Source organism: Shewanella zhuhaiensis, from assembly GCF_022484835.1.
GTDB classification, from domain to species: Bacteria; Pseudomonadota; Gammaproteobacteria; order Enterobacterales; family Shewanellaceae; genus Shewanella; species Shewanella khirikhana.
The window spans coordinates 665,307-683,780 of the sequence record NZ_JAKUDL010000002.1; the positions used below are offsets into that span (position 1 = coordinate 665,307).

Annotated in this window: 15 protein-coding genes; 7 read left to right on the forward strand and 8 right to left on the reverse strand. The window is 54.9% G+C overall.

Annotated elements, in window-relative coordinates; all coding sequences use genetic code 11:
* Positions 1-140 precede the first annotated feature (140 nt).
* The 7 genes from MJ923_RS08565 to MJ923_RS08595 all read left to right on the forward strand — a co-directional run bounded on the left by MJ923_RS08565 (position 141) and on the right by MJ923_RS08595 (position 10,908).
* Positions 141-2,939: a transporter substrate-binding domain-containing protein gene (locus tag MJ923_RS08565; RefSeq protein WP_240590726.1), complete on the forward strand. Its 2,799-nt coding sequence runs from the start codon at positions 141-143 to the stop codon at positions 2,937-2,939.
* 188 nt (positions 2,940-3,127) lie between these two features.
* On the forward strand, positions 3,128-4,903 hold the full coding sequence (gene aspS / locus MJ923_RS08570; protein WP_240590727.1) for an aspartate--tRNA ligase: 1,776 nt from the start codon (positions 3,128-3,130) through the stop codon (positions 4,901-4,903).
* 123 nt (positions 4,904-5,026) lie between these two features.
* Positions 5,027-5,773 carry a YebC/PmpR family DNA-binding transcriptional regulator gene (locus MJ923_RS08575; protein WP_240590728.1) on the forward strand — a complete coding sequence of 249 codons (747 nt, stop codon included), beginning with the start codon at positions 5,027-5,029 and terminating at the stop codon, positions 5,771-5,773.
* Positions 5,774-5,776: 3 nt separating this feature from the next.
* Positions 5,777-6,298, forward strand: coding sequence for a crossover junction endodeoxyribonuclease RuvC (ruvC, locus tag MJ923_RS08580; protein WP_220075617.1), 522 nt, complete (start codon positions 5,777-5,779; stop codon positions 6,296-6,298).
* Entirely contained in the window at positions 6,295-6,912 is a 618-nt protein-coding gene (gene ruvA, locus MJ923_RS08585) for a Holliday junction branch migration protein RuvA (RefSeq protein ID WP_011759953.1), read from the forward strand. Before ruvC ends, ruvA begins: the two co-directional genes overlap by 4 nt.
* Before the next feature lie 17 nt (positions 6,913-6,929).
* Positions 6,930-7,934 carry a Holliday junction branch migration DNA helicase RuvB gene (gene ruvB, locus MJ923_RS08590; protein ID WP_126166991.1) on the forward strand — a complete coding sequence of 335 codons (1,005 nt, stop codon included), beginning with the start codon at positions 6,930-6,932 and terminating at the stop codon, positions 7,932-7,934.
* A 454-nt stretch (positions 7,935-8,388) separates the two neighbouring features.
* Complete coding sequence (locus MJ923_RS08595; protein ID WP_240590729.1) at positions 8,389-10,908, forward strand: TonB-dependent receptor plug domain-containing protein; 2,520 nt, start codon at positions 8,389-8,391, stop codon at positions 10,906-10,908.
* 105 nt (positions 10,909-11,013) lie between these two features.
* Here the strand turns inward: MJ923_RS08595 and gloA are convergent, their stop codons facing one another.
* The 8 genes from gloA to rsxA all read right to left on the reverse strand — a co-directional run bounded on the left by gloA (position 11,014) and on the right by rsxA (position 18,422).
* Positions 11,014-11,424 carry a lactoylglutathione lyase gene (gloA, locus tag MJ923_RS08600; RefSeq protein ID WP_240590730.1) on the reverse strand — a complete coding sequence of 137 codons (411 nt, stop codon included), beginning with the start codon at positions 11,422-11,424 and terminating at the stop codon, positions 11,014-11,016.
* Between the two features lie 320 nt (positions 11,425-11,744).
* The gene (gene nth, locus MJ923_RS08605; RefSeq protein ID WP_240590731.1) at positions 11,745-12,386 is read right to left on the reverse strand and encodes an endonuclease III; all 642 of its coding nucleotides are present in this window, start codon (positions 12,384-12,386) and stop codon (positions 11,745-11,747) included.
* A gap of 77 nt (positions 12,387-12,463) precedes the next feature.
* Positions 12,464-13,162, reverse strand: a complete 699-nt coding sequence (locus MJ923_RS08610; RefSeq protein WP_240590732.1) for an electron transport complex subunit E — start codon at positions 13,160-13,162, stop codon at positions 12,464-12,466.
* The gene (gene rsxG, locus MJ923_RS08615) at positions 13,155-13,802 is read right to left on the reverse strand and encodes an electron transport complex subunit RsxG (RefSeq protein ID WP_240590733.1); all 648 of its coding nucleotides are present in this window, start codon (positions 13,800-13,802) and stop codon (positions 13,155-13,157) included. Before rsxG ends, MJ923_RS08610 begins: the two co-directional genes overlap by 8 nt.
* A 9-nt stretch (positions 13,803-13,811) precedes the next feature.
* Positions 13,812-14,858, reverse strand: a complete 1,047-nt coding sequence (gene rsxD, locus MJ923_RS08620; protein ID WP_240590734.1) for an electron transport complex subunit RsxD — start codon at positions 14,856-14,858, stop codon at positions 13,812-13,814.
* A 2-nt stretch (positions 14,859-14,860) separates the two neighbouring features.
* On the reverse strand, positions 14,861-17,281 hold the full coding sequence (gene rsxC / locus MJ923_RS08625; RefSeq protein WP_240590735.1) for an electron transport complex subunit RsxC: 2,421 nt from the start codon (positions 17,279-17,281) through the stop codon (positions 14,861-14,863).
* Positions 17,275-17,844, reverse strand: coding sequence for an electron transport complex subunit RsxB (gene rsxB, locus MJ923_RS08630; RefSeq protein ID WP_126166983.1), 570 nt, complete (start codon positions 17,842-17,844; stop codon positions 17,275-17,277). Before rsxB ends, rsxC begins: the two co-directional genes overlap by 7 nt.
* On the reverse strand, positions 17,844-18,422 hold the full coding sequence (gene rsxA / locus MJ923_RS08635) for an electron transport complex subunit RsxA (RefSeq protein WP_126166982.1): 579 nt from the start codon (positions 18,420-18,422) through the stop codon (positions 17,844-17,846). The genes rsxB and rsxA overlap by 1 nt, the downstream gene beginning before the upstream one ends.
* Positions 18,423-18,474 lie beyond the last annotated feature (52 nt).

Below are 18,474 nucleotides of genomic sequence, written 5' to 3' on the forward strand. Positions count from 1 at the left end.
CGTTCTCACAATATAGCCTTGTATTTTAACGAATCGCGTTTCTGAGCAGCAAGGGCACACTGGCTATTTCGGCCAAATTTATGTCTAATACGCCGTTAGATAACATTCTTTTTACGCAACTTTGACCTTTGGGTACCGGTTTGAAGCTTATTCTGCGACTGTTGTTGTGCCTGTCACTGGGTTTGTCATTTCTTGCCTACAGCGACGATAAACCTCTGACGCTGGTGATGGGCGAAGACAGCTATCCATTTCAATTTATAGATGAAAATGGCGATCCTCAGGGCCTGATGGTTGAGCTCTGGAAAGAGTGGTCGCGGGTAAACCGCCGCCCTGTGGTGTTTGTCAGCCGCGTGTGGCGCGACTCCCTGACCCAGCTTCAGGACGGGCGGGCCGATGTGCACCTGGGCATGGCCATCAATCCGGACCGTGAGCGCCTGTTTGATTTCGCCGACACCATTTCTGAGGTCAACACCTACGTTTACCTGCATAAACAATTGCAGGGACGAACCTCCCTTGAGCAATTGCGGCCTTTCCAGATAGGTATAGTGCAGGGGTCCACCTTTGAAAACGAACTCAATGCCCGAGTGCCCGGCCTGACCTTCAAGCGTTTCCCAACCCGGGAGAGTCTGCTTGAGGCGGCGGATAGGGGTGAGCTGGTCGCTTTTGCCGGTATGGAAGGTTATATGCGCGATCAGCGCCTGCAGCAAAAGCTGTCAGTGGACTTCCCCATCAACACCCGGGTGCTGGTGCGTCAAACTGACATGCATCCTGCGGTACAAAAAGGCAATCAGGCGCTGCTGCGGCAAATCAATGAAGGGTTTGCCCGTCTGTCGAGCGACTTTACCCGCAAACTCGAACGGCGCTGGTTGGGTTATCAACGCCAGCAGAGCGGTCTTGCCATTGCCATGCAACTGGGTGTCGAGCCTTTTGTCGACCTGGGTGTCGATGGTTTACCCCACGGTCTGTATGTGGATTTGTGGCGTTTGTGGTCAGAAAAAACCGGCGTTCCCATTAATTTTATCCCAGGCGATATGAATGGCAGCCTGGAGGATGTGCGCACCGGCCGCGCCGATGTCCATATAGGTTACCCTGAAAGCGATGATATGAATACCGGGCTGTACCGCGCCTGGCATATGTACACGGTAAAAAGCCGACTTTTTTTACATGGCAATCAAATCACTGACGCCAAGGCGCTCAAAGGAAAACGCATTGGTATTTTCCCAACGGCACCTTATGTGGCCAAGGTGAGGGCAGCACTGCCCGACACCCAGGTGCGCTTCTATAACGGAATGGAGGAGATGCTCAATGCAGTGCATCAGGGGGACATTGTTGGCTTTGTCGCCTCTGCAGCCTGGACCCAGCACTATCTGCTGCTCGATAAAAGTTGGGCCGAGTTCACCCAGGCCAACTTTTTAGAATACGACACCGAAATCTATGCGCTGATCCGCAATGGCGATCAGGGGCTTGCTAATCGTATTGCCTCCGGCTTCAACATGATAAGTCTGAAGGAGCTTGCGGACATCGAGCAGAAATGGATGCTCAACAGTCGCGACCATGTGTTTGTGAAGTCCCGCGAGCACATCAATTTGAGCGAGCCTGAGCGCCAGTACTTGACTGGTCTAGGCAGCCTGAAAATGGGCTATCTGGAAAACTGGGCGCCGATGGAGTTTACCGATGAAAAAGGCGAGTTTGCCGGGGTGAACTCTGATGTGGCAAAGATGTTTGAATCCATGTTGGGGATTGAGATTGAGCCTGTCGCCTTTAAGGCCTGGGGCGACCTTATCAGTGCACTTCAAAGCGGTAAAATTGACCTTGCCGGCAGCGTCGCCAAAACGCCCGAGCGGGAAGGGCAAATCACCTACAGTGAGCCTTACTGGCCATCGGCATGGGCGCTGGTAAGCCCGATTGATGTAGTGTCGGTATTTAACCTGGATCAACTTGAAGGCCAGCGACTGGCGGTGGTGGAAGGCTATCAGATTGTCAGTCGGCTGATGGCAGAGTATCCCGGCATTAAGCTGGTACTGGTGCCGGACAGCCAGACCGGTTTGCAGGCGGTGTCCTCCGGCAAGGCCGATTTGTTCATAGAAAAAGTGGTGACTCTTGCCAATAAGCTCAACAGTGGCCAGTTTCAGCAACTGAAAATGTCACTGCTGGCTGATTTTGCCGATCAGAAAAGTCATATCGGTGTTACCCCGCGCCATCAGGAATTGCTGCCGTATCTGAACAAGGTGATAGCCAAGCTCGATAAAGCCAAGGTGCAGGAAATCCACTCCCACTGGATGGATTTTAATGTGGACACCGGCGTTGCCCGTTATCAGCGTTACTTGCGCAGCGTGGTGATTGCTTTGTCGGTGCTCTTGCTGCTGACTCTGGTGGTCGCGGTTATTAATCGGCGGCTGAAGCAGGAAATCAAGGCTCGCCAAATCGCTGAGGCGCGTATCGCACATCTTGCCAGCCACGACCCCTTAACGGGCTTGCCAAACCGGATTTTGCTGGATGACAGACTGCGTCAGGCGGTGCTGCTCCATGGCCGCGAGCAGGCAAAGTTTGCGCTGCTGTTTGTGGATCTCGATGGCTTTAAAGAGGTAAACGACGCCAAAGGCCACGCCATGGGCGATAAGCTGTTGGTGGAAGTGGCGCGGGTATTGGATGACGCTGTACGTAAATCCGATACAGTGGCGCGTTTTGGCGGCGATGAGTTTATTGTGCTGCTCAATAAAATCGCCGATATGGACAGTGTCTGCCAGGTGGCGGAGAACCTGATTGCCAAATTGTCCAAGCCCTTTGATATGGAAGGTGCCCAAATCAGTATCTCGGCCAGTATTGGCATTGCCATCTACCCAAGCGACAGTGACAATCCCATCGGTTTGATGCAAAAAGCCGACAAGATGATGTACTTCGCCAAGCAGGCGGGTGGCCACAGCTACCGCAGTGCCTGAAAGCTGTAGAAATTTTCGGCATTCGTAGCAAATTCAGCGCCGCACCCTCTGGTCTTAAACAAAAACTTGCTGGATACTTCACCGACCAAAAGTGAAGTACTTTGGCTCAGGGCATTCTTTCACTATAATGCCCAGTCACTATTTTCAATCAGCTTTCCGCCAAAGTGCAGGAAAAAGGATAACTCTCGATGCGCAGTCATTATTGTGGAGACGTTAATAAGTCTCACGTCGGACAAGAAGTCACCCTCGTCGGCTGGGTCAACCGCAGCCGCGATTTGGGGGGTGTGATCTTTTTGGATCTTCGCGACCGCGAAGGTGTGGTTCAGGTGGTTTACGACCCGGACTTGCCAGACGTGTTTGACGTAGCCAGCAGCCTGCGTGCCGAGTTCTGTGTTCAGGTTAAAGGTGTGGTTCGCCCACGTCCTGACAGCCAGGTGAACAGCCAGATGAAAACCGGTGAAATTGAAGTGCTGGGCAAAGCGCTCACCATTATCAATGCCGCCGACCCGCTGCCACTGAGCCTGGATAACCACCAGAACAACAGCGAAGAAGCCCGTCTTAAGTACCGCTATCTGGATCTGCGCCGTCCTGAAATGGCCCAGCGTCTGATTTTCCGCGCCAAGGTAACCAGCTTTGTGCGTAACTTTATGGACGGTAACGGCTTCCTCGACATCGAAACCCCCATTCTGACCAAGGCCACTCCGGAAGGTGCCCGCGACTACCTGGTACCAAGCCGTACCTATAAAGGTCAGTTTTTCGCTCTGCCTCAGTCGCCACAGCTGTTCAAGCAGCTGCTGATGATGTCAGGTTTCGACCGTTACTATCAAATCGTGAAGTGTTTCCGCGACGAAGACCTGCGCGCCGACCGGCAGCCTGAATTCACCCAAATCGATATCGAAACCTCGTTCATGAGCTCTGATCAGGTGATGGAAACCACCGAGCGTATGATCCGTAATCTGTTCCTCGAACTGATGAACGTGGATCTGGGCGAATTCCCGAAGATGACCTGGGACGAAGCCATGCGACGCTTTGGCTCCGACAAACCTGACCTGCGTAACCCGCTGGAATTGGTTGATGTCGCCGATCTGCTTAAAGCCGTTGAGTTTGCCGTATTCTCCGGCCCAGCCAACGACGAAGAAGGCCGAGTTGCTGCCCTGCGCATCCCAGGTGGCGCCGAGCTGTCACGCAAGCAAATCGATGACTACACCAAGTTTGTAGGAATCTACGGTGCTCGCGGTCTGGCCTGGATGAAGGTCAACAACCTGGCGGCTGGCGTTGAAGGCATTCAGTCACCTGTGGCCAAGTTCCTCAATGAAGACATCATCAATGAAATCATTGCCCGCACTGGCGCTGCTGATGGCGATATCATCTTCTTCGGTGCCGACAAGGCCAACGTGGTTGCCGAGTCCATGGGCGCCCTGCGTCTGAAAGCCGGTGAAGACTTCAATCTGCTCCAGGGCGAGTGGCGCCCACTGTGGGTGGTTGACTTCCCGATGTTCGAAAAGGCCGATGGCCGTTTCTACGCAGTTCACCATCCCTTTACCGCGCCGCGCGGCGTCACTGCTGCCGAGCTTGAAGCCAACCCTGGCAAGGCCGTGTCCGATGCCTACGACATGGTACTCAACGGCGTTGAACTGGGCGGCGGCTCTGTGCGTATCCACAATGGCGACATGCAGTCTACCGTGTTCCGTATCCTTGGCATCGACGATGAAGAAGCCAAAGAGAAGTTCGGCTTCCTGCTGGACGCACTGCGTTTCGGTACTCCGCCGCACGCGGGTCTGGCCTTTGGTCTGGACCGTCTGGTGATGCTGATGACCGGCGCCAGCTCCATCCGTGACGTGATGGCCTTCCCCAAGACCACCACGGCGGCCTGTCCGCTCACCAACGCGCCGGGACATGCCAATCCCGACCAACTGGTGGAACTGGGCATTGCGGTTCTGCCGAAAGAGCCGAAACAAGACTGATAGAGTCACAAACAAACCGGGGCGCATGCCTCGGTCTGTTTTTACGGCCACTGCATTTTCCCCGGACGCTGTTTTTCGTTAGTCTGGACACTGGTCATCTATCCGCATTTCAAGGAGATTTCTATGGCAGGTCACAGCAAGTGGGCCAACATCAGGCACCGTAAAGCCGCCCAGGATGCCAAGCGCGGCAAACTCTTTACCAAACTCATTCGCGAGCTGGTTGTCTCCGCCCGTGAGGGTGGTTCAGATGCCGATGCCAATCCCCGTCTGCGTGCCGCCATCGATAAAGCACTGTCTGCCAATATGACCCGTGACACTGTGGAGCGCGCGGTTAAACGCGGCTCGGGTGAACTTGATGGCGACAACCTCGAAACCCTCATCTACGAAGGCTACGGCCCCGGCGGCACTGCTGTGATGGTCGAGTGCATGACGGATAATCGCAACCGTGCGGTGACCGGGGTGCGCAATGCCTTCAATAAGTCCGGCGGCAACCTGGGTACAGATGGCTCGGTGGCGTATCTCTTTACCAAACGTGGGGTGATAAGTTTTGAGCCCGGCACAGATGAAGACGCCATGATGGAAGCTGCGCTCGATGCCGGCGCCGATGATGTCATCATCAATGATGATGGCAGTGCCGATGTGTACACTACGCCTGAGGACTTTGGCGCCGTGAAAGATGCCCTCGATGGCGCCGGTTTTTCCTCGGTGAACGCCGAAGTGACCATGGTGCCATCCACACGGGCCGTGCTTGATGCCGAAACCGCTCCCAAATTCCTGCGGCTTATCGATCAGCTTGAAGATCATGATGATGTGCAGGAGGTTTACCATAACGCCGACATCCCCGATGAGGTGATGGAGACGCTGGAATAATCCATGGCCATTATTTTAGGGGTCGATCCGGGCTCACGCATCACAGGTTATGGGGTTATCCAGTGTCAGGGCAGGCATCAGCTCTATCTTGGCAGCGGTTGCATCCGTACTTCATCGGACGACTTGCCCGACAGGCTTAAGCAGATTTTTGATGGTCTGCAGGAAATTATCCGTCAGTACCAGCCGAGCCAGTTCGCCATCGAGCGGGTCTTTATGGCCAAAAATGCCGACTCGGCATTGAAGCTCGGCCAGGCGAGGGGCGCCGCCATTGTGGCGGCCACAGTGGCGGGCTTACCTGTGGCCGAATACAGCGCCACCCAGATTAAAAATGCCGTCGTGGGCACAGGCCGGGCACAAAAGGCCCAGGTGCAGCACATGGTGCAGCAGATGCTGAAACTCCCCGCAGCGCCCCAGGCCGACGCGGCAGATGCACTGGCGGTTGCCATGTGTCATTATCACACCCATCAAAGTCTGGTGGCCCTCGGTGGGCGCGCCAGTGTCAGAACATACGGAAGATACAGATGATAGGTCGTTTAAAGGGCATTTTGGTTGAGAAACACGCCCCAGAGGTATTGATAGATGTGGGCGGTGTTGGCTATGAGCTGCAAATGCCGCTGACCTCCTTTTACGAGCTGCCACTGCCTGGCGCCGAGGTCATTGTTTATACCCATTTTGTGGTCCGTGAAGATGCTCAGCTTTTGTATGGATTTATCCATAAAGAAGAGCGCTCATTGTTTCGTTTGCTTATCAAGGCCAATGGTGTTGGCCCCAAGCTCGCGCTCACCATATTGTCGGGCATGACCGCCAAGGAATTTATTGGCTGCCTGGAGCGTGACGATATCGCGACCCTGATTAAGCTGCCCGGTGTGGGTAAAAAGACTGCCGAGCGTCTGCTGGTTGAGATGCGCGACAAACTCAAGAGCCTGATGGAAGCCTCCATGGGCGCTGAGCGCGAGTTTGTGCTTAAGAGCAACTTCACCCCGGCGCCGGTGGCTGCCACGGTGGAAGAAGATGCCATAGCCGCGCTCTTGTCATTGGGTTACAAACCGCAGCAGGCCAGCAAGGCCGTATCCAGTGCCTTCCAGGAGGGCATGGATCCCGAGCAGCTTATCAAGGCTGCACTCAAGTCCATGCTCTAAGGTGAAAGGGGAATACCATGATTGAGGCCGACCGGCTTATTCAGCCCCAGGATCTGGGTCAGGAAGATGTGATTGACCGCGCCATGCGGCCAAAATTACTCGATGAATACACGGGGCAGGACGATACCCGCGCCCAGCTTAAAGTCTTTATTGAGGCGGCTAAAAAGCGCGGCGAAGCCCTGGATCATATGCTGATCTACGGCCCTCCGGGCCTGGGTAAAACCACCCTGGCCAATATCGTTGCCAACGAAATGGGGGTGAACATCAAGTCCACCTCCGGGCCTGTGCTGGAAAAGGCAGGCGATTTGGCGGCCCTGCTCACCAATCTTGAAGAAGGTGACGTGCTCTTTATCGATGAAATCCACCGCTTAAGCCCTGTGGTGGAGGAAATCCTCTATCCGGCGATGGAAGACTATCAGCTGGATATCATGATAGGTGAGGGGCCAGCTGCACGCTCCATTAAGTTGGATTTGCCGCCCTTTACCCTGGTGGGCGCGACTACCCGCGCAGGTTCACTCACATCACCGCTGCGGGCCCGTTTCGGCATTCCGCTGCGGCTAGAGTTTTACAATGTCCGTGACCTGTCATCCATTGTGGCCCGCTCGGCCAAGGTGATGGACGTGCCCATGGATGAAGGTGGCGCCGAAGAGATTGCCCGCCGCAGCCGCGGCACACCCCGTATCGCCAACCGGCTGCTGCGCCGGGTGCGCGATTTTGCCGAAGTGAAACACGATGGCGCTATCAGCCGCGCCGTTGCCCAGTCTGCACTGGATTTATTGGATGTGGACAGCGAAGGTTTCGATTACATGGACCGCAAGTTACTGCTGGCGATTATCGACAAGTTTATGGGCGGTCCTGTGGGGCTGGATAACCTTGCCGCCGCGATAGGTGAAGAGCGCGAAACCATTGAAGATGTGCTGGAGCCATTTCTTATTCAGCAAGGCTTTGTACAGCGCACGCCCCGGGGGCGTATTGCAACAGCCCGTGCCTACAGCCACTTCGATTTGATAAAGCCTGAATAAAAATTGACACAGCGCTTTGGCTTAACAAGAGACCTTCGGGTCTCTTTTTTGTATCTGCTCTGCAGGATTTGAGTGGTTCAGGTTAACAACTTCGGTCAAAACCGTTACCAGGCCCAGCTTAATCCGCTATTAACGCGACTCGGGTCACACAAAAAGTGTGACTCAAATCACATATTCGCTCTTTGCATTGTTAACGGGTCGGCAGCCGGTTTGGCTGCGACTCAAGCGACTGTGACATTATGTATCTGCATATTTGAATAAATATTCAGTTTGCAACGCCGCCGACACTTATGCGTATACAAGCATGAAAACAACCTTAAACAAGTTGGTTTCAATGGGAATTTATTGTTAATTTTTTGGGGGTTTGACGATTCTTCACTGCTTGGCGAGTATCGGGGCTGCACCAAATTCAAAATCTTACAGGTGCAGTCAAAACTAAGCAGGGAGATAAATCATGTTAAAAACCACGAGAATTGCGTGGGCGGTCAATTGCGTCTTATTGGCTACCGGTGCTTCTGCAGTCGTGTCATCTCAGGCGTTTGCTGAAGAAGCCCAGGCCAAAGACGTAGAACGCATTGCCGTAACAGGTTCACGTATCCAACGTCAGGATATGGAAACAGCCTCACCTGTTACCGTGATCAGTGCCGATGCTATCCGTGCCGAAGGTTACACCTCAGTGGATCAGATGCTGCAGGCGCAAACCTCCATGGCAGGTGCCGCTGTAGGTTCAACCACCAACAACGGTGCAGACGGCGTGGCTCAGGTTGATCTGCGTGGTATGGGCGCCGAGCGTACTCTGGTACTGCTCAACGGTCGCCGTATGGTGAACTCAGGCTCTGGCGCTGACAGCGCAGTTGACCTGAACTCTATCCCGGTTGCCATGATTGCCCGGGTTGAGATCCTCAAAGATGGTGCCTCCGCGGTATATGGCTCAGATGCCATTGCCGGTGTGGTTAACATCATCACCAAAAAAGATTTCGAAGGCTTCCAGTTTGATTTCAACGGCAGCGGCACCGACAAGGGTGACGGTGAAACCGGCGAACTGAGCCTGCTGTATGGTTTCAACACCGACAACGGTGGCAACTACACCTTTGGCGCCGCCTATTCTGAGCGCCGCGGTGTTATTCAGGCCGACCGCGACTGGACCGAGCCAGGTTACAGCTCCTTTATCCCAACCGGCTCTCTGGGCGGTATGGTGAAAGACGCCAACGGTAATTGGGTTAAGCGTGACACAGGTTACGACTTCACTCAGGACAGCTGGTACCAGACCCCAAGCAAGCGCTACAGCCTGTTTGCCAATATGATCCAGGAGCTGGGCAGCGATGTGGTTCTGAGCGGTGACATCCTGTACACCAAGCGTAAGTCTGATCAGCAAATGGCGGCTCAGCCAGCCGATATCATGCTGGGCGTGTGTGGCGAGGAAGGTATCGATCCTGCCCGTTGTATCACCCTGGATCAGGACATGCAGGATGCCGGTATCGAAGCCGATGACACTGGCCGCGTAAACTACCGTCGCCGTACCACAGATGTGGGTCCACGTATCTACAATCAGGATACCGACACCCTGCGCGCCTCTATCGGCCTGCAAGGCTCTCTGGACATCAACACCGGCATGACCTGGGATGTGTCTTACACCTACGGCAAGAACAAGGCCGAGACCTGGGTTGAGAACTCCATCAACGCCGTGAAGATGGAAAACTCCGTCTACAACAACCTGGACGCATGGCTGAGCGGTCAGCCGCTGCCACAGGACATCATCAACGATATCGGTTTTACCGAGCGTAACTATGGTGGTAACGAGCAGCACGTGGTAGCCGGTGTACTGAGTGGCGAGCTGTTTGATCTGAGCGCTGGCCCTGTGGGCTTTGCTATCGGTGCCGAATACCGTTACGACAGCGGTTACTACAACCCGGATCCCGTTATCGTAGCGGGCGAGGGCACTGCGGCCCAGCAGGATCCAACCGACGGTAACTACAACGTATTCTCTTTCTATCAGGAAGTGAGCGTGCCATTCACCGAGAAACTGACCGGTGAATTCGCCCTGCGCTTTGACGACTACTCTACCTTCGGTAAGGCGTCTACCTGGAAGATTGGTTTGACCTATGAAGCCACTGACGACCTGATGCTGCGTACCGTAGCGGCCACCGGTTTCCGTGCGCCTAACGTTGCTGAGCTTTACGGTGGTAACACCGGCTCTTACGACTACTTGGACGACCCATGGGGTAACGAGCAGGACCCACAAATTCTGGTGAACTACACCTCAGATGCGGATCTGAAGCCAGAAGAGTCTGAGTCTTATACAGCCGGTCTGGTGTACTCGCCAAGCTATATCGATGGCATGTCGCTGACCCTGGACTACTGGCGTTTCCGCGTGACCAACGCCATCACCCGTCTGGACGCACAAAAAGGTCTGAATGATTGCCACGCCGGCATTCTGAGCGCCTGTGAAACCTTCAAGATCACTGCCGATGGCGATCTGTCGAACTTCACCAACCCGCTGACCAACGTGGGTAGCCAGAACACCAGTGGTATCGACTTCAACCTGGCTTACAGCTTCGAAGCCCTGAGCCTGGACTGGAAGATCAACAACGATATGACCTATCTGCTTGAGTTCGAGCAGGACGGTGTGTCCTATGAAGGCACCAGCGATGGTAACTTCGGTGGTTACGCCAAGGTACGTAACAACTTCAGCATCCAGGCCGGCCAGGCCGACTGGAGCCTGATGTACTACAACCGCTTCATTGGCGAAACCGAGTGGCTGGGCGACCCAAGCGAGACTGTGGATTCAGTGCTGTACCACAACGTGGTTGCCAACTACTTTGTGAACGACGCTGTGACTGTGTCTCTGGGCGTGAAGAACTTCACCGACGAAGAGCCATCTTACGTGCCTAACGGCAGCGATGGCGGCACCATCCCTCAGGTGTTCGACACCATTGGTCGCCAGTTCTACGGCGGCGTATCGATGAAGTTCTGATAACGGTCAGACTCTGATGAAAAAAGCGCCCCATGGGCGCTTTTTTATTGGCTGCAGAGCATCATCGGCGGTGAACTATCTGCAATGATTTGTGCTCAGGCCAGCTTAGCCAAGGCCGTGCATGGCGGATTTCATTTGAATAAGCTCAATCTTGTAGCCGTCAGGATCTTCCACAAAGGCGATTTCAGTGGTGCCACCGGCAACGGGTCCCGGCGCGCGGGTCACTTTGCCACCGGCCTTGGCGATATCTTCACAGGCCTGATAGATATCGGCTTTGCCAATCGCAATATGGCCATAACCGGTACCCAGATCGTACTTGTCAGTATCCCAGTTCCAGGTCAATTCAATCACTGCAGCGCCGCTGGATTCTTCGCCATAACCCACAAAGGCGAGTGAATAACGGTACTCGGGGTTTTCGGAGGTGCGCAGCAGCTTCATGCCCAGCACTTCGGTGTAGAAGGCGATGGACTTTTCAAGATTGGCAACCCGAACCATGGTATGAAGAATTTGAGACATTTGGGGTTCCTTAGACGACATGAATAAGCGGCCAGTATAACAAAAATGCCCGGCGCAAACCGACGAAAACGATAAATCTGAGGCAACTCACAGTTTAACGGTGGAGTGTTGGCTAAAGCGTTCGCACCGTCGGATAATGCATTGCAGGTTCACCAAGGGAGAAGAATATGAAAACTGAACTGAAAATGGCTGTTGGTACCGTGGCCGTGATTGGGCTGTTCTTTGCTGCGTTCGCAAGCTCAATGTTCTAAAACGCTTTTTTACGAAAAACGCCGCAGCTGGTAGCAGACTGCGGCGTTTTTCATTAGGGGGTTCCCTGCTTACTCGTCGGGGTAAACCTTGTCCTTGAATTCGCACAAATCTTCAATGATACAGCTGCCGCAGCGAGGCTTGCGCGCAAGGCAGGTGTAGCGTCCGTGCAGAATAAACCAGTGGTGCACGTCTACTTTAAACTCGGCAGGCACCACCTTCAGCATCCGCTCTTCCACTTCCACCACGTTTTTACCAGGGGCAAATTTGGTGCGGTTTGCCAAGCGAAAAATGTGGGTGTCCACGGCGATTGTCGGCCAGCCGAAGGCGGTGTTGAGCACCACATTGGCAGTCTTGCGGCCAACGCCCGGCAGCGCCTCCAGCGCGTCTCTGTCTTCCGGCACTTCGCCGCCGTGCTTATCCAACAGAATTTGTGACAGCTTCACCACGTTGATGGCTTTGTTGTTGAATAGGCCGATGGTCTTGATGTACTCCTTCAGCCCATCGACACCCAAATCCACTATGGCCTGCGGAGTGTTGGCCACAGGGAACAGCTTGTCGGTTGCCTTGTTTACACTCACATCGGTAGCCTGAGCAGACAGGGTGACCGCAACCAGCAGCTCAAACGGTGTGGAAAAGTTAAGCTCGGTTTCCGGCTTGGGGTTGTTGTCCCTAAGACGCGTCAGAATTTCAATACGCTTTTGATTATTCAAGACTTATCCTTACTCTTTCACACGTTTTTTTGTCTGGTTTTTATCAATGTCATTGCGCCACCCAAGTGCTTTAGAGCTCAGCCAACCTTGGTAATGCGGGCGCGGGTAATGGCTTCGGGCGAGCTTACCACGGGCTTTTTGGCTTCGATGCGAGCATCAATCACGTTTTTAGCGGCGATTAGCAGCCCCATGGCGATAAAGGCGCCCGGCGGCAACATAGCCAGCAGAAAACTGTTATCAACCTGCCAAAGCTCGATTCTGAGCGACAGCGCCCAGTCACCGAGCAGCTGATCCGCGCCATCAAACAGGGTGCCCTGACCTAGGATTTCACGCACTGCGCCAAGCACGGCCAGCACGGCGGTAAAGCCCACGCCCATCATCAAGCCATCAAAGGCACTGGCAGCCACGCTGTTGCGGGAGGCAAAGGCCTCGGCACGGCCGATGATGACGCAGTTGGTGACGATAAGCGGCAGGAAGATCCCAAGCGACAGATAAAGGCCATAGGCATAGGCGTTAATCACCAACTGCACCACGGTTACCAGCGCAGCAATGATCATCACAAACACCGGAATACGGATTTCTTTGGGTACATAGTCGCGCACCAGCGACACCAGCACGTTGGAGCCGATAAGCACGGCAACAGTGGCAAGGCCGAGGCCCAGGGCGTTGGTGAGGGTAGCGGTAACCGCAAGCAGTGGGCACAGGCCCAAAAGCTGCACCAGACCGGGGTTATTCTTCCAAAGCCCTTGCCAGGCAATTTCTTTGAAATTACTCACTGATTTCGCCTCCTGCATCGCAGCCAAGGGGTCTTTCAAACCAGGCTTGCTGCTCTTTACTGACCAGAGTAAGGGTTCGGCTGATGGCCTTCATATAGGCCCTTGGGGTAATGGTGGCGCCGGTAAACTGATCGAACTCGCCGCCATCCTTCTTCACTTTCCAGTTGCTGTCGTTGCCACTGTCAAATACCTGGCCATTGAAAGCCAGCACCCAGTCTGATTTACGAAGCTCAATTTTATCGCCAAGGCCCGGTGTCTCCTGATGACTAAGGGTTCGCACCCCAAGCACCTTGCCGGCGGTATTGACACCTATGATGAAGCGGATATTGCCGTTGTAGCCATCGGGAGCATTGGTCTCAATGGCCAGGGCTACGGGGTCGCCGCCGCGGGTGGCAAGATACACAGGCATGGCATCGCTGCTGCCAAGGGCTTCTGGCGCAGTGACCAGAATGCAGCTGGCACCAAGGTCGTTATCGTGCAGCTCGTCCGGGACGATTTGATGCAGAATGCGGGTGAGTTCAAGCCGCTGCTGCTCGGCGATTTTATCTTTGGTTGCTTCATTCACCAGCGCAACCGCGGCAGTACAGGCCAGGGCAAAGCCTGCCAATAGAAGACCGTTTTTGATGATGGATTTTTGCATCCGAGTCTCCTACAGGCTGCCACGATGGCCATAGGCCCGCGGCTTGATGTAATAATCGATAAGGGGCGCGCACAGGTTAGCAAGCAGCACGGCAAAGGCCACGCCATCGGGATAGCCACCGAAGGTTCGGATAACATACACAAGCACCCCAATCAGCGCGCCAAACAGCAAGCGTCCGCGGGGACTGGTTGCCGCAGTAACGGGATCGGTTGCGATAAAGAAGGCCGCCAGCATGGTGGCACCACTGAATAATTGCATGACCGGGCTGGCGTGGGTGTCTGGTGACACACCAAAACCAAACAGGCTGCAAACAAAGAGTGCACCGAGGAAGCCGGTACTGATATGCCAGCGGATGGTTTTGGTCGCCAGCAAGAACATGCCACCGGCAAGGTAGGCAAGATTGACCCAAAACCAGCCTTCACCTGTACTGCCGCCACCAAACAGCGGCTTCTGCAGGCTCTCGGACGCGGTCAAACCCATGGAGAGATCCGTTTTCAAGGTATCCAGTGGAGTTGCCATGGTCACGCCGTCGATGCCCATGGCGTAGTCAATGGCTCCTACACCACCGAAAATAACCTGCAGCGCATCCATTACACCGGCACTCTTATCGGCAAGGGATGCAGGCGCCGCCCACACTGTCATCAGCGCCGGGAAGGAGATCAGCAACAGCACATAGGCCGCCATGGCGGGGTTAAACAGGTTCTGCCCAAGGCCGCCATACAACTGCTTGACGATGATGATGGCAAACAGGGTGCCTATCACCACCAGATACCAGGGGGCGAGGGGAGGAATGGCCACCCCAAGCAGGATGGCGGTCAGTACTGCACTTTGATCTTTGAGGGTATCAGCAACCGGGCGGTTTCGCAGTTTCAGCACCAGGGCTTCGCAGGCAAGTGCCGTGGCGAGAGCAAGCAGTACCTGAATAAAGCTGCCCCAGCCGAAGAAATAACACTGTGCGGCAAGGCCCGGCAGCACCGCCAGGATCACCCGCTGCATTACCGCCGAGGTTTGCAGCTCTTTGCGTACGTGGGGTGATGATGCAATCTTAAACGCCATAATCAGTCTTGCTCCCGGGCAGTCTTTTTCGCTTTCGCCTTGGCAACGGCGGCCGCAATACGGGCTTTTTTCAGTTCGTCGGCCGACATGGATTCAGATGCCTGCTCTGGTGTTGTCTGAGCTGTAGTGGTTTCTGCTTCCGGCTTTGTGTCGTTACCCTCTGGCTGTGAGGCATCACTGGGCTCAGAGTGAGAGTCAGATTCGGTCTTAACATCAGACCCGTTATCTGCACTTTGCTTTTCAGCGGCCTTTGCCTGAGCGGCCTTTTTCGCCTTGGCTTTGGCAATAGCAGCAGCCACGACGGCTTTTTTGGGATCTACAGCCCCTGACGCTTCCGGCTCGACAGGTGTCGCCTCCTGAGGCTCTGCAGGCAGGGCTTTTGCAGTTTCAACCGCGACATCAGCAGTGTCGTCAGTGCTGGTAGCGACGCTGCCCTGTGCCTGCGCGGCCTTTTTGGCTTTGGCACGGGCAATGGCAGCAGCCACAGCGGCCTTTTTCGGATCTGCCGCAGGTGCCTCATCAGGCGCTTGAGGTGTTGACCTCACAGCATCAACCGCGACATCGGAAGTGTTGTCGCGATCGGTTGCCATGTTGCCCTGTGCCTGCGCTGCCTTTTTGGCTTTCGCACGGGCAATGGCAGCAGCCACAGCGGCCTTTTTGGGATCGGCAGCGGATGTTTCAGGGTTAGCAGCAGCTGCCACATCGAGGTTATTTTCGCTGCTGGTTGCTAAGTTACCCTGTGCTTGTGCCTGTGATTGGGCCGCTTTTTTCGCTTTGGCTCTGGCAATCGCCGCGGCTACGCCTGCTTTGGGATCTTTATCGGCGCTGGCGGCTGTATTGGCCCTTACAGCAGATTGGGCATCATTGACGGCAGTCTCTTGGGTTGCAGCCGCCTTTTTGGCCTGAACCCGCGCCAGCGCAGCAGCAATGGCATCTTTCTCATTGCCGGCCATGCTGGCCTTGCGCTTGTCAGCCGCCTCTTTGGCCTTGGCTTCGCGGGCGGCTTTTTCTTCTTCCAAACGGGCCAGTCGCGCCTCGAAACGGACCTTGGCCCGTTCGGCTTTTTGCTTTTCATCGGCCTGCTGGCGAATTGCCGCCTTGGCTACCCGGTAGTATTCCACCAGAGGAATGTCGCTTGGGCAGACATAACTGCAGCAGCCACATTCGATACAATCTTTGAGGTTATAACTCTCGGCCTTGTCGTACTCTTCGGCCTTGGCATGCCAGAAGAGTTGCTGTGGCAACAACATGGCCGGACAGGCAACCGCGCATTCGCCGCAGCGAATACAGGGTTTTTCAGGCGGCATCTCGGTGATTTCAAGACCATTGGGCGCAAGAATACAGTTGCTGCCTTTAAGCAGCGGCACCTGGGTGCTGGGCAAGGTGTAACCCATCATGGGGCCGCCCATAATCACTTTTTGTGCTTCCGCTGCGCGAAAATCACAGTGTTCGAGCACATCCTGTACCTGGGTGCCAATCAGCGCCCAATAGTTGCCGGGTTTGCTGACAGCATTGCCGGTGACTGTGACCACCCGCTCAATAAGAGGCTTGCCTTCAAGCACTGCGTCGCGAATGGCAAACAGGGTGCCCACGTTGTGGACCAGAATGCCGAGCTGCGCCGGAATCGCGCCTGATGGAACTTCCTGACCGGTAACGATTTGAATAAGCTGCTTTTCGCCGCCGGACGGGTATTTGGTAGGCACCACAGTTACCCGGGCTGTGCCTGCGGGCAAATGGCTGCGGCTGATTGCGGCGCGCACTGCGTCGGCGGCTTCGGGTTTGTTATCTTCAATGGCGATGATAATGCGCTTGGGACCAAGAATGCGGTGCACAATTTCGGCGCCGCCCAAAATCGCATCGGCATGTTCGCGCATCAGACGATCGTCGGCGGTGATATAAGGTTCACACTCAACGCCGTTGACGATAACCAGTTCGATATCGCTGGCGGGGCTTAACTTGATATGGCTTGGGAAGGCCGCGCCGCCCATACCGGCAATGCCGGCTTCCTGCACCTTTTTCACCATCTCCGCAGGGCTGAGCGAATTCACTGCTGCGGGATTAAGCTCACACCAGCTATCTTCGCCATCGCTTTCCAGCACCAGCGTCAATACCGGCAGCCCTGAAGCGTGATTGCTGGGGTGGGCCTCAATGGCCTTAACCTGGCCAGAGGTTGGCGCATGCACCGGCAGATACCCAAAGCCCTGACCCTTGGTCAGCACCTGGCCTTTCAATACTTTGTCGCTAGGGTTTACCGCAAGCGTTGCTTGTTCTCCCACCTGCGGCAGCGGAATCAAATACTCTTTAAACAGTGGCAAACGCGCGATGGGCGTGCCGCTGGAGAGGGTTTTCATTTCGGGCGGATGGATACCGCCGGGAGAGCGCCAAAGCGTACCTTTATCCAGTTGTTCCAAAAGCGTCAGCACGGTTTGTCCTCTTCGAGCTGCATAACCGGAATGGCACTGAGTTTCCAATTCCAGGTTTTAATGTCCTGAGCCACGGGGATCATGTCGATGCAATCTACGGGGCAGGGCTCAACGCAGAGATCGCAGCCGGTGCAGTCCTGGGTGATCACCGTGTGCATGAGCTTACCGGCGCCAACAATGGCATCCACAGGGCAAGCCTGAATGCACTTGGTGCAGCCAATACACTCATCTTCACGGATATAGGCGACTTTCTTTACCTGCTGCTCTTCGGAGGCAGACAGTGGCTCGGGTTCAACGCCCATCAGCTCGGCGAGCTTTTCCATGGTGGCGGTGCCACCAGGAGGGCATTTATTGATTTTATCGCCGCCGGCAATAGCTTCGGCGTAAGGGCGACAGCCAGGGTAACCGCACTGACCGCATTGGGTTTGTGGCAATAGGGCTTCGACCTGATCGACCAGTGGGTTGCCTTCAACTTTAAACTTGACGGCAGCAAAGCCCAAAATGGCGCCAAACACCAACGCCAGCACCCCAAGCACAACTATGGCTAACATAACTCCCGACATTATTTCACCAGCCCAGTAAAGCCCATAAAGGCCAGCGACATCAAACCTGCGGTGATCATGGCGATGGCGCCGCCTTTAAAAGGCACAGGCACATCGGCGGCGGCCAGGCGCTCACGCATGGCAGAAAAGAGCACCAACACAAGAGAAAAGCCCACCGCAGCGCCAAAACCGTAAATGGCTGACTCGAGGAAATCGTGCTGCTCGTTGACATTCAGCAGTGCCACCCCGAGTACCGCACAGTTGGTGGTAATCAGTGGCAGGTAGATGCCCAGCGCGCGGTGCAGGGTGGCGCTGGTTTTTTGCACCAGCATCTCGGTAAATTGCACCACAACGGCAATCACCAGAATAAAGCTCATGGTACGCAGATAGGTTAAATCAAAGGGGGCCAACAGGTACTGGTTCACCAGGAAACTCAGTATTGACGCCAGGGTCAGCACAAAGGTGGTCGCCATCGACATGCCGATGGCAGACTCAAGTTTGCCTGATACCCCCATAAAGGGGCAAAGCCCAAGGAATTTTACCAAAACGAAGTTGTTGACCAGCACGGTACCGATCAACAACAGAAGATATTCACTCATCGCAAAAAAGCATTAGCGGTCGGTGCCCGGTATTATCGGCTTTTTGAGTGGC

Bases quoted from the DNA above. Each gene is read 5' to 3' on its own strand.
- rsxB (WP_126166983.1), bottom strand. From the start codon at position 17,844: ATGTCGGGAGTTATGTTAGCCATAGTTGTGCTTGGGGTGCTGGCGTTG.
- rsxD (WP_240590734.1), bottom strand. From the start codon at position 14,858: ATGGCGTTTAAGATTGCATCATCACCCCACGTACGCAAAGAGCTGCAA.
- ruvA (WP_011759953.1), top strand. From the start codon at position 6,295: ATGATAGGTCGTTTAAAGGGCATTTTGGTTGAGAAACACGCCCCAGAG.
- MJ923_RS08575 (WP_240590728.1), top strand. From the start codon at position 5,027: ATGGCAGGTCACAGCAAGTGGGCCAACATCAGGCACCGTAAAGCCGCC.
- MJ923_RS08595 (WP_240590729.1), top strand. From the start codon at position 8,389: ATGTTAAAAACCACGAGAATTGCGTGGGCGGTCAATTGCGTCTTATTG.
- ruvC (WP_220075617.1), top strand. From the start codon at position 5,777: ATGGCCATTATTTTAGGGGTCGATCCGGGCTCACGCATCACAGGTTAT.
- gloA (WP_240590730.1), bottom strand. From the start codon at position 11,424: ATGTCTCAAATTCTTCATACCATGGTTCGGGTTGCCAATCTTGAAAAG.
- ruvB (WP_126166991.1), top strand. From the start codon at position 6,930: ATGATTGAGGCCGACCGGCTTATTCAGCCCCAGGATCTGGGTCAGGAA.
- rsxG (WP_240590733.1), bottom strand. From the start codon at position 13,802: ATGCAAAAATCCATCATCAAAAACGGTCTTCTATTGGCAGGCTTTGCC.
- aspS (WP_240590727.1), top strand. From the start codon at position 3,128: ATGCGCAGTCATTATTGTGGAGACGTTAATAAGTCTCACGTCGGACAA.
- rsxA (WP_126166982.1), bottom strand. From the start codon at position 18,422: ATGAGTGAATATCTTCTGTTGTTGATCGGTACCGTGCTGGTCAACAAC.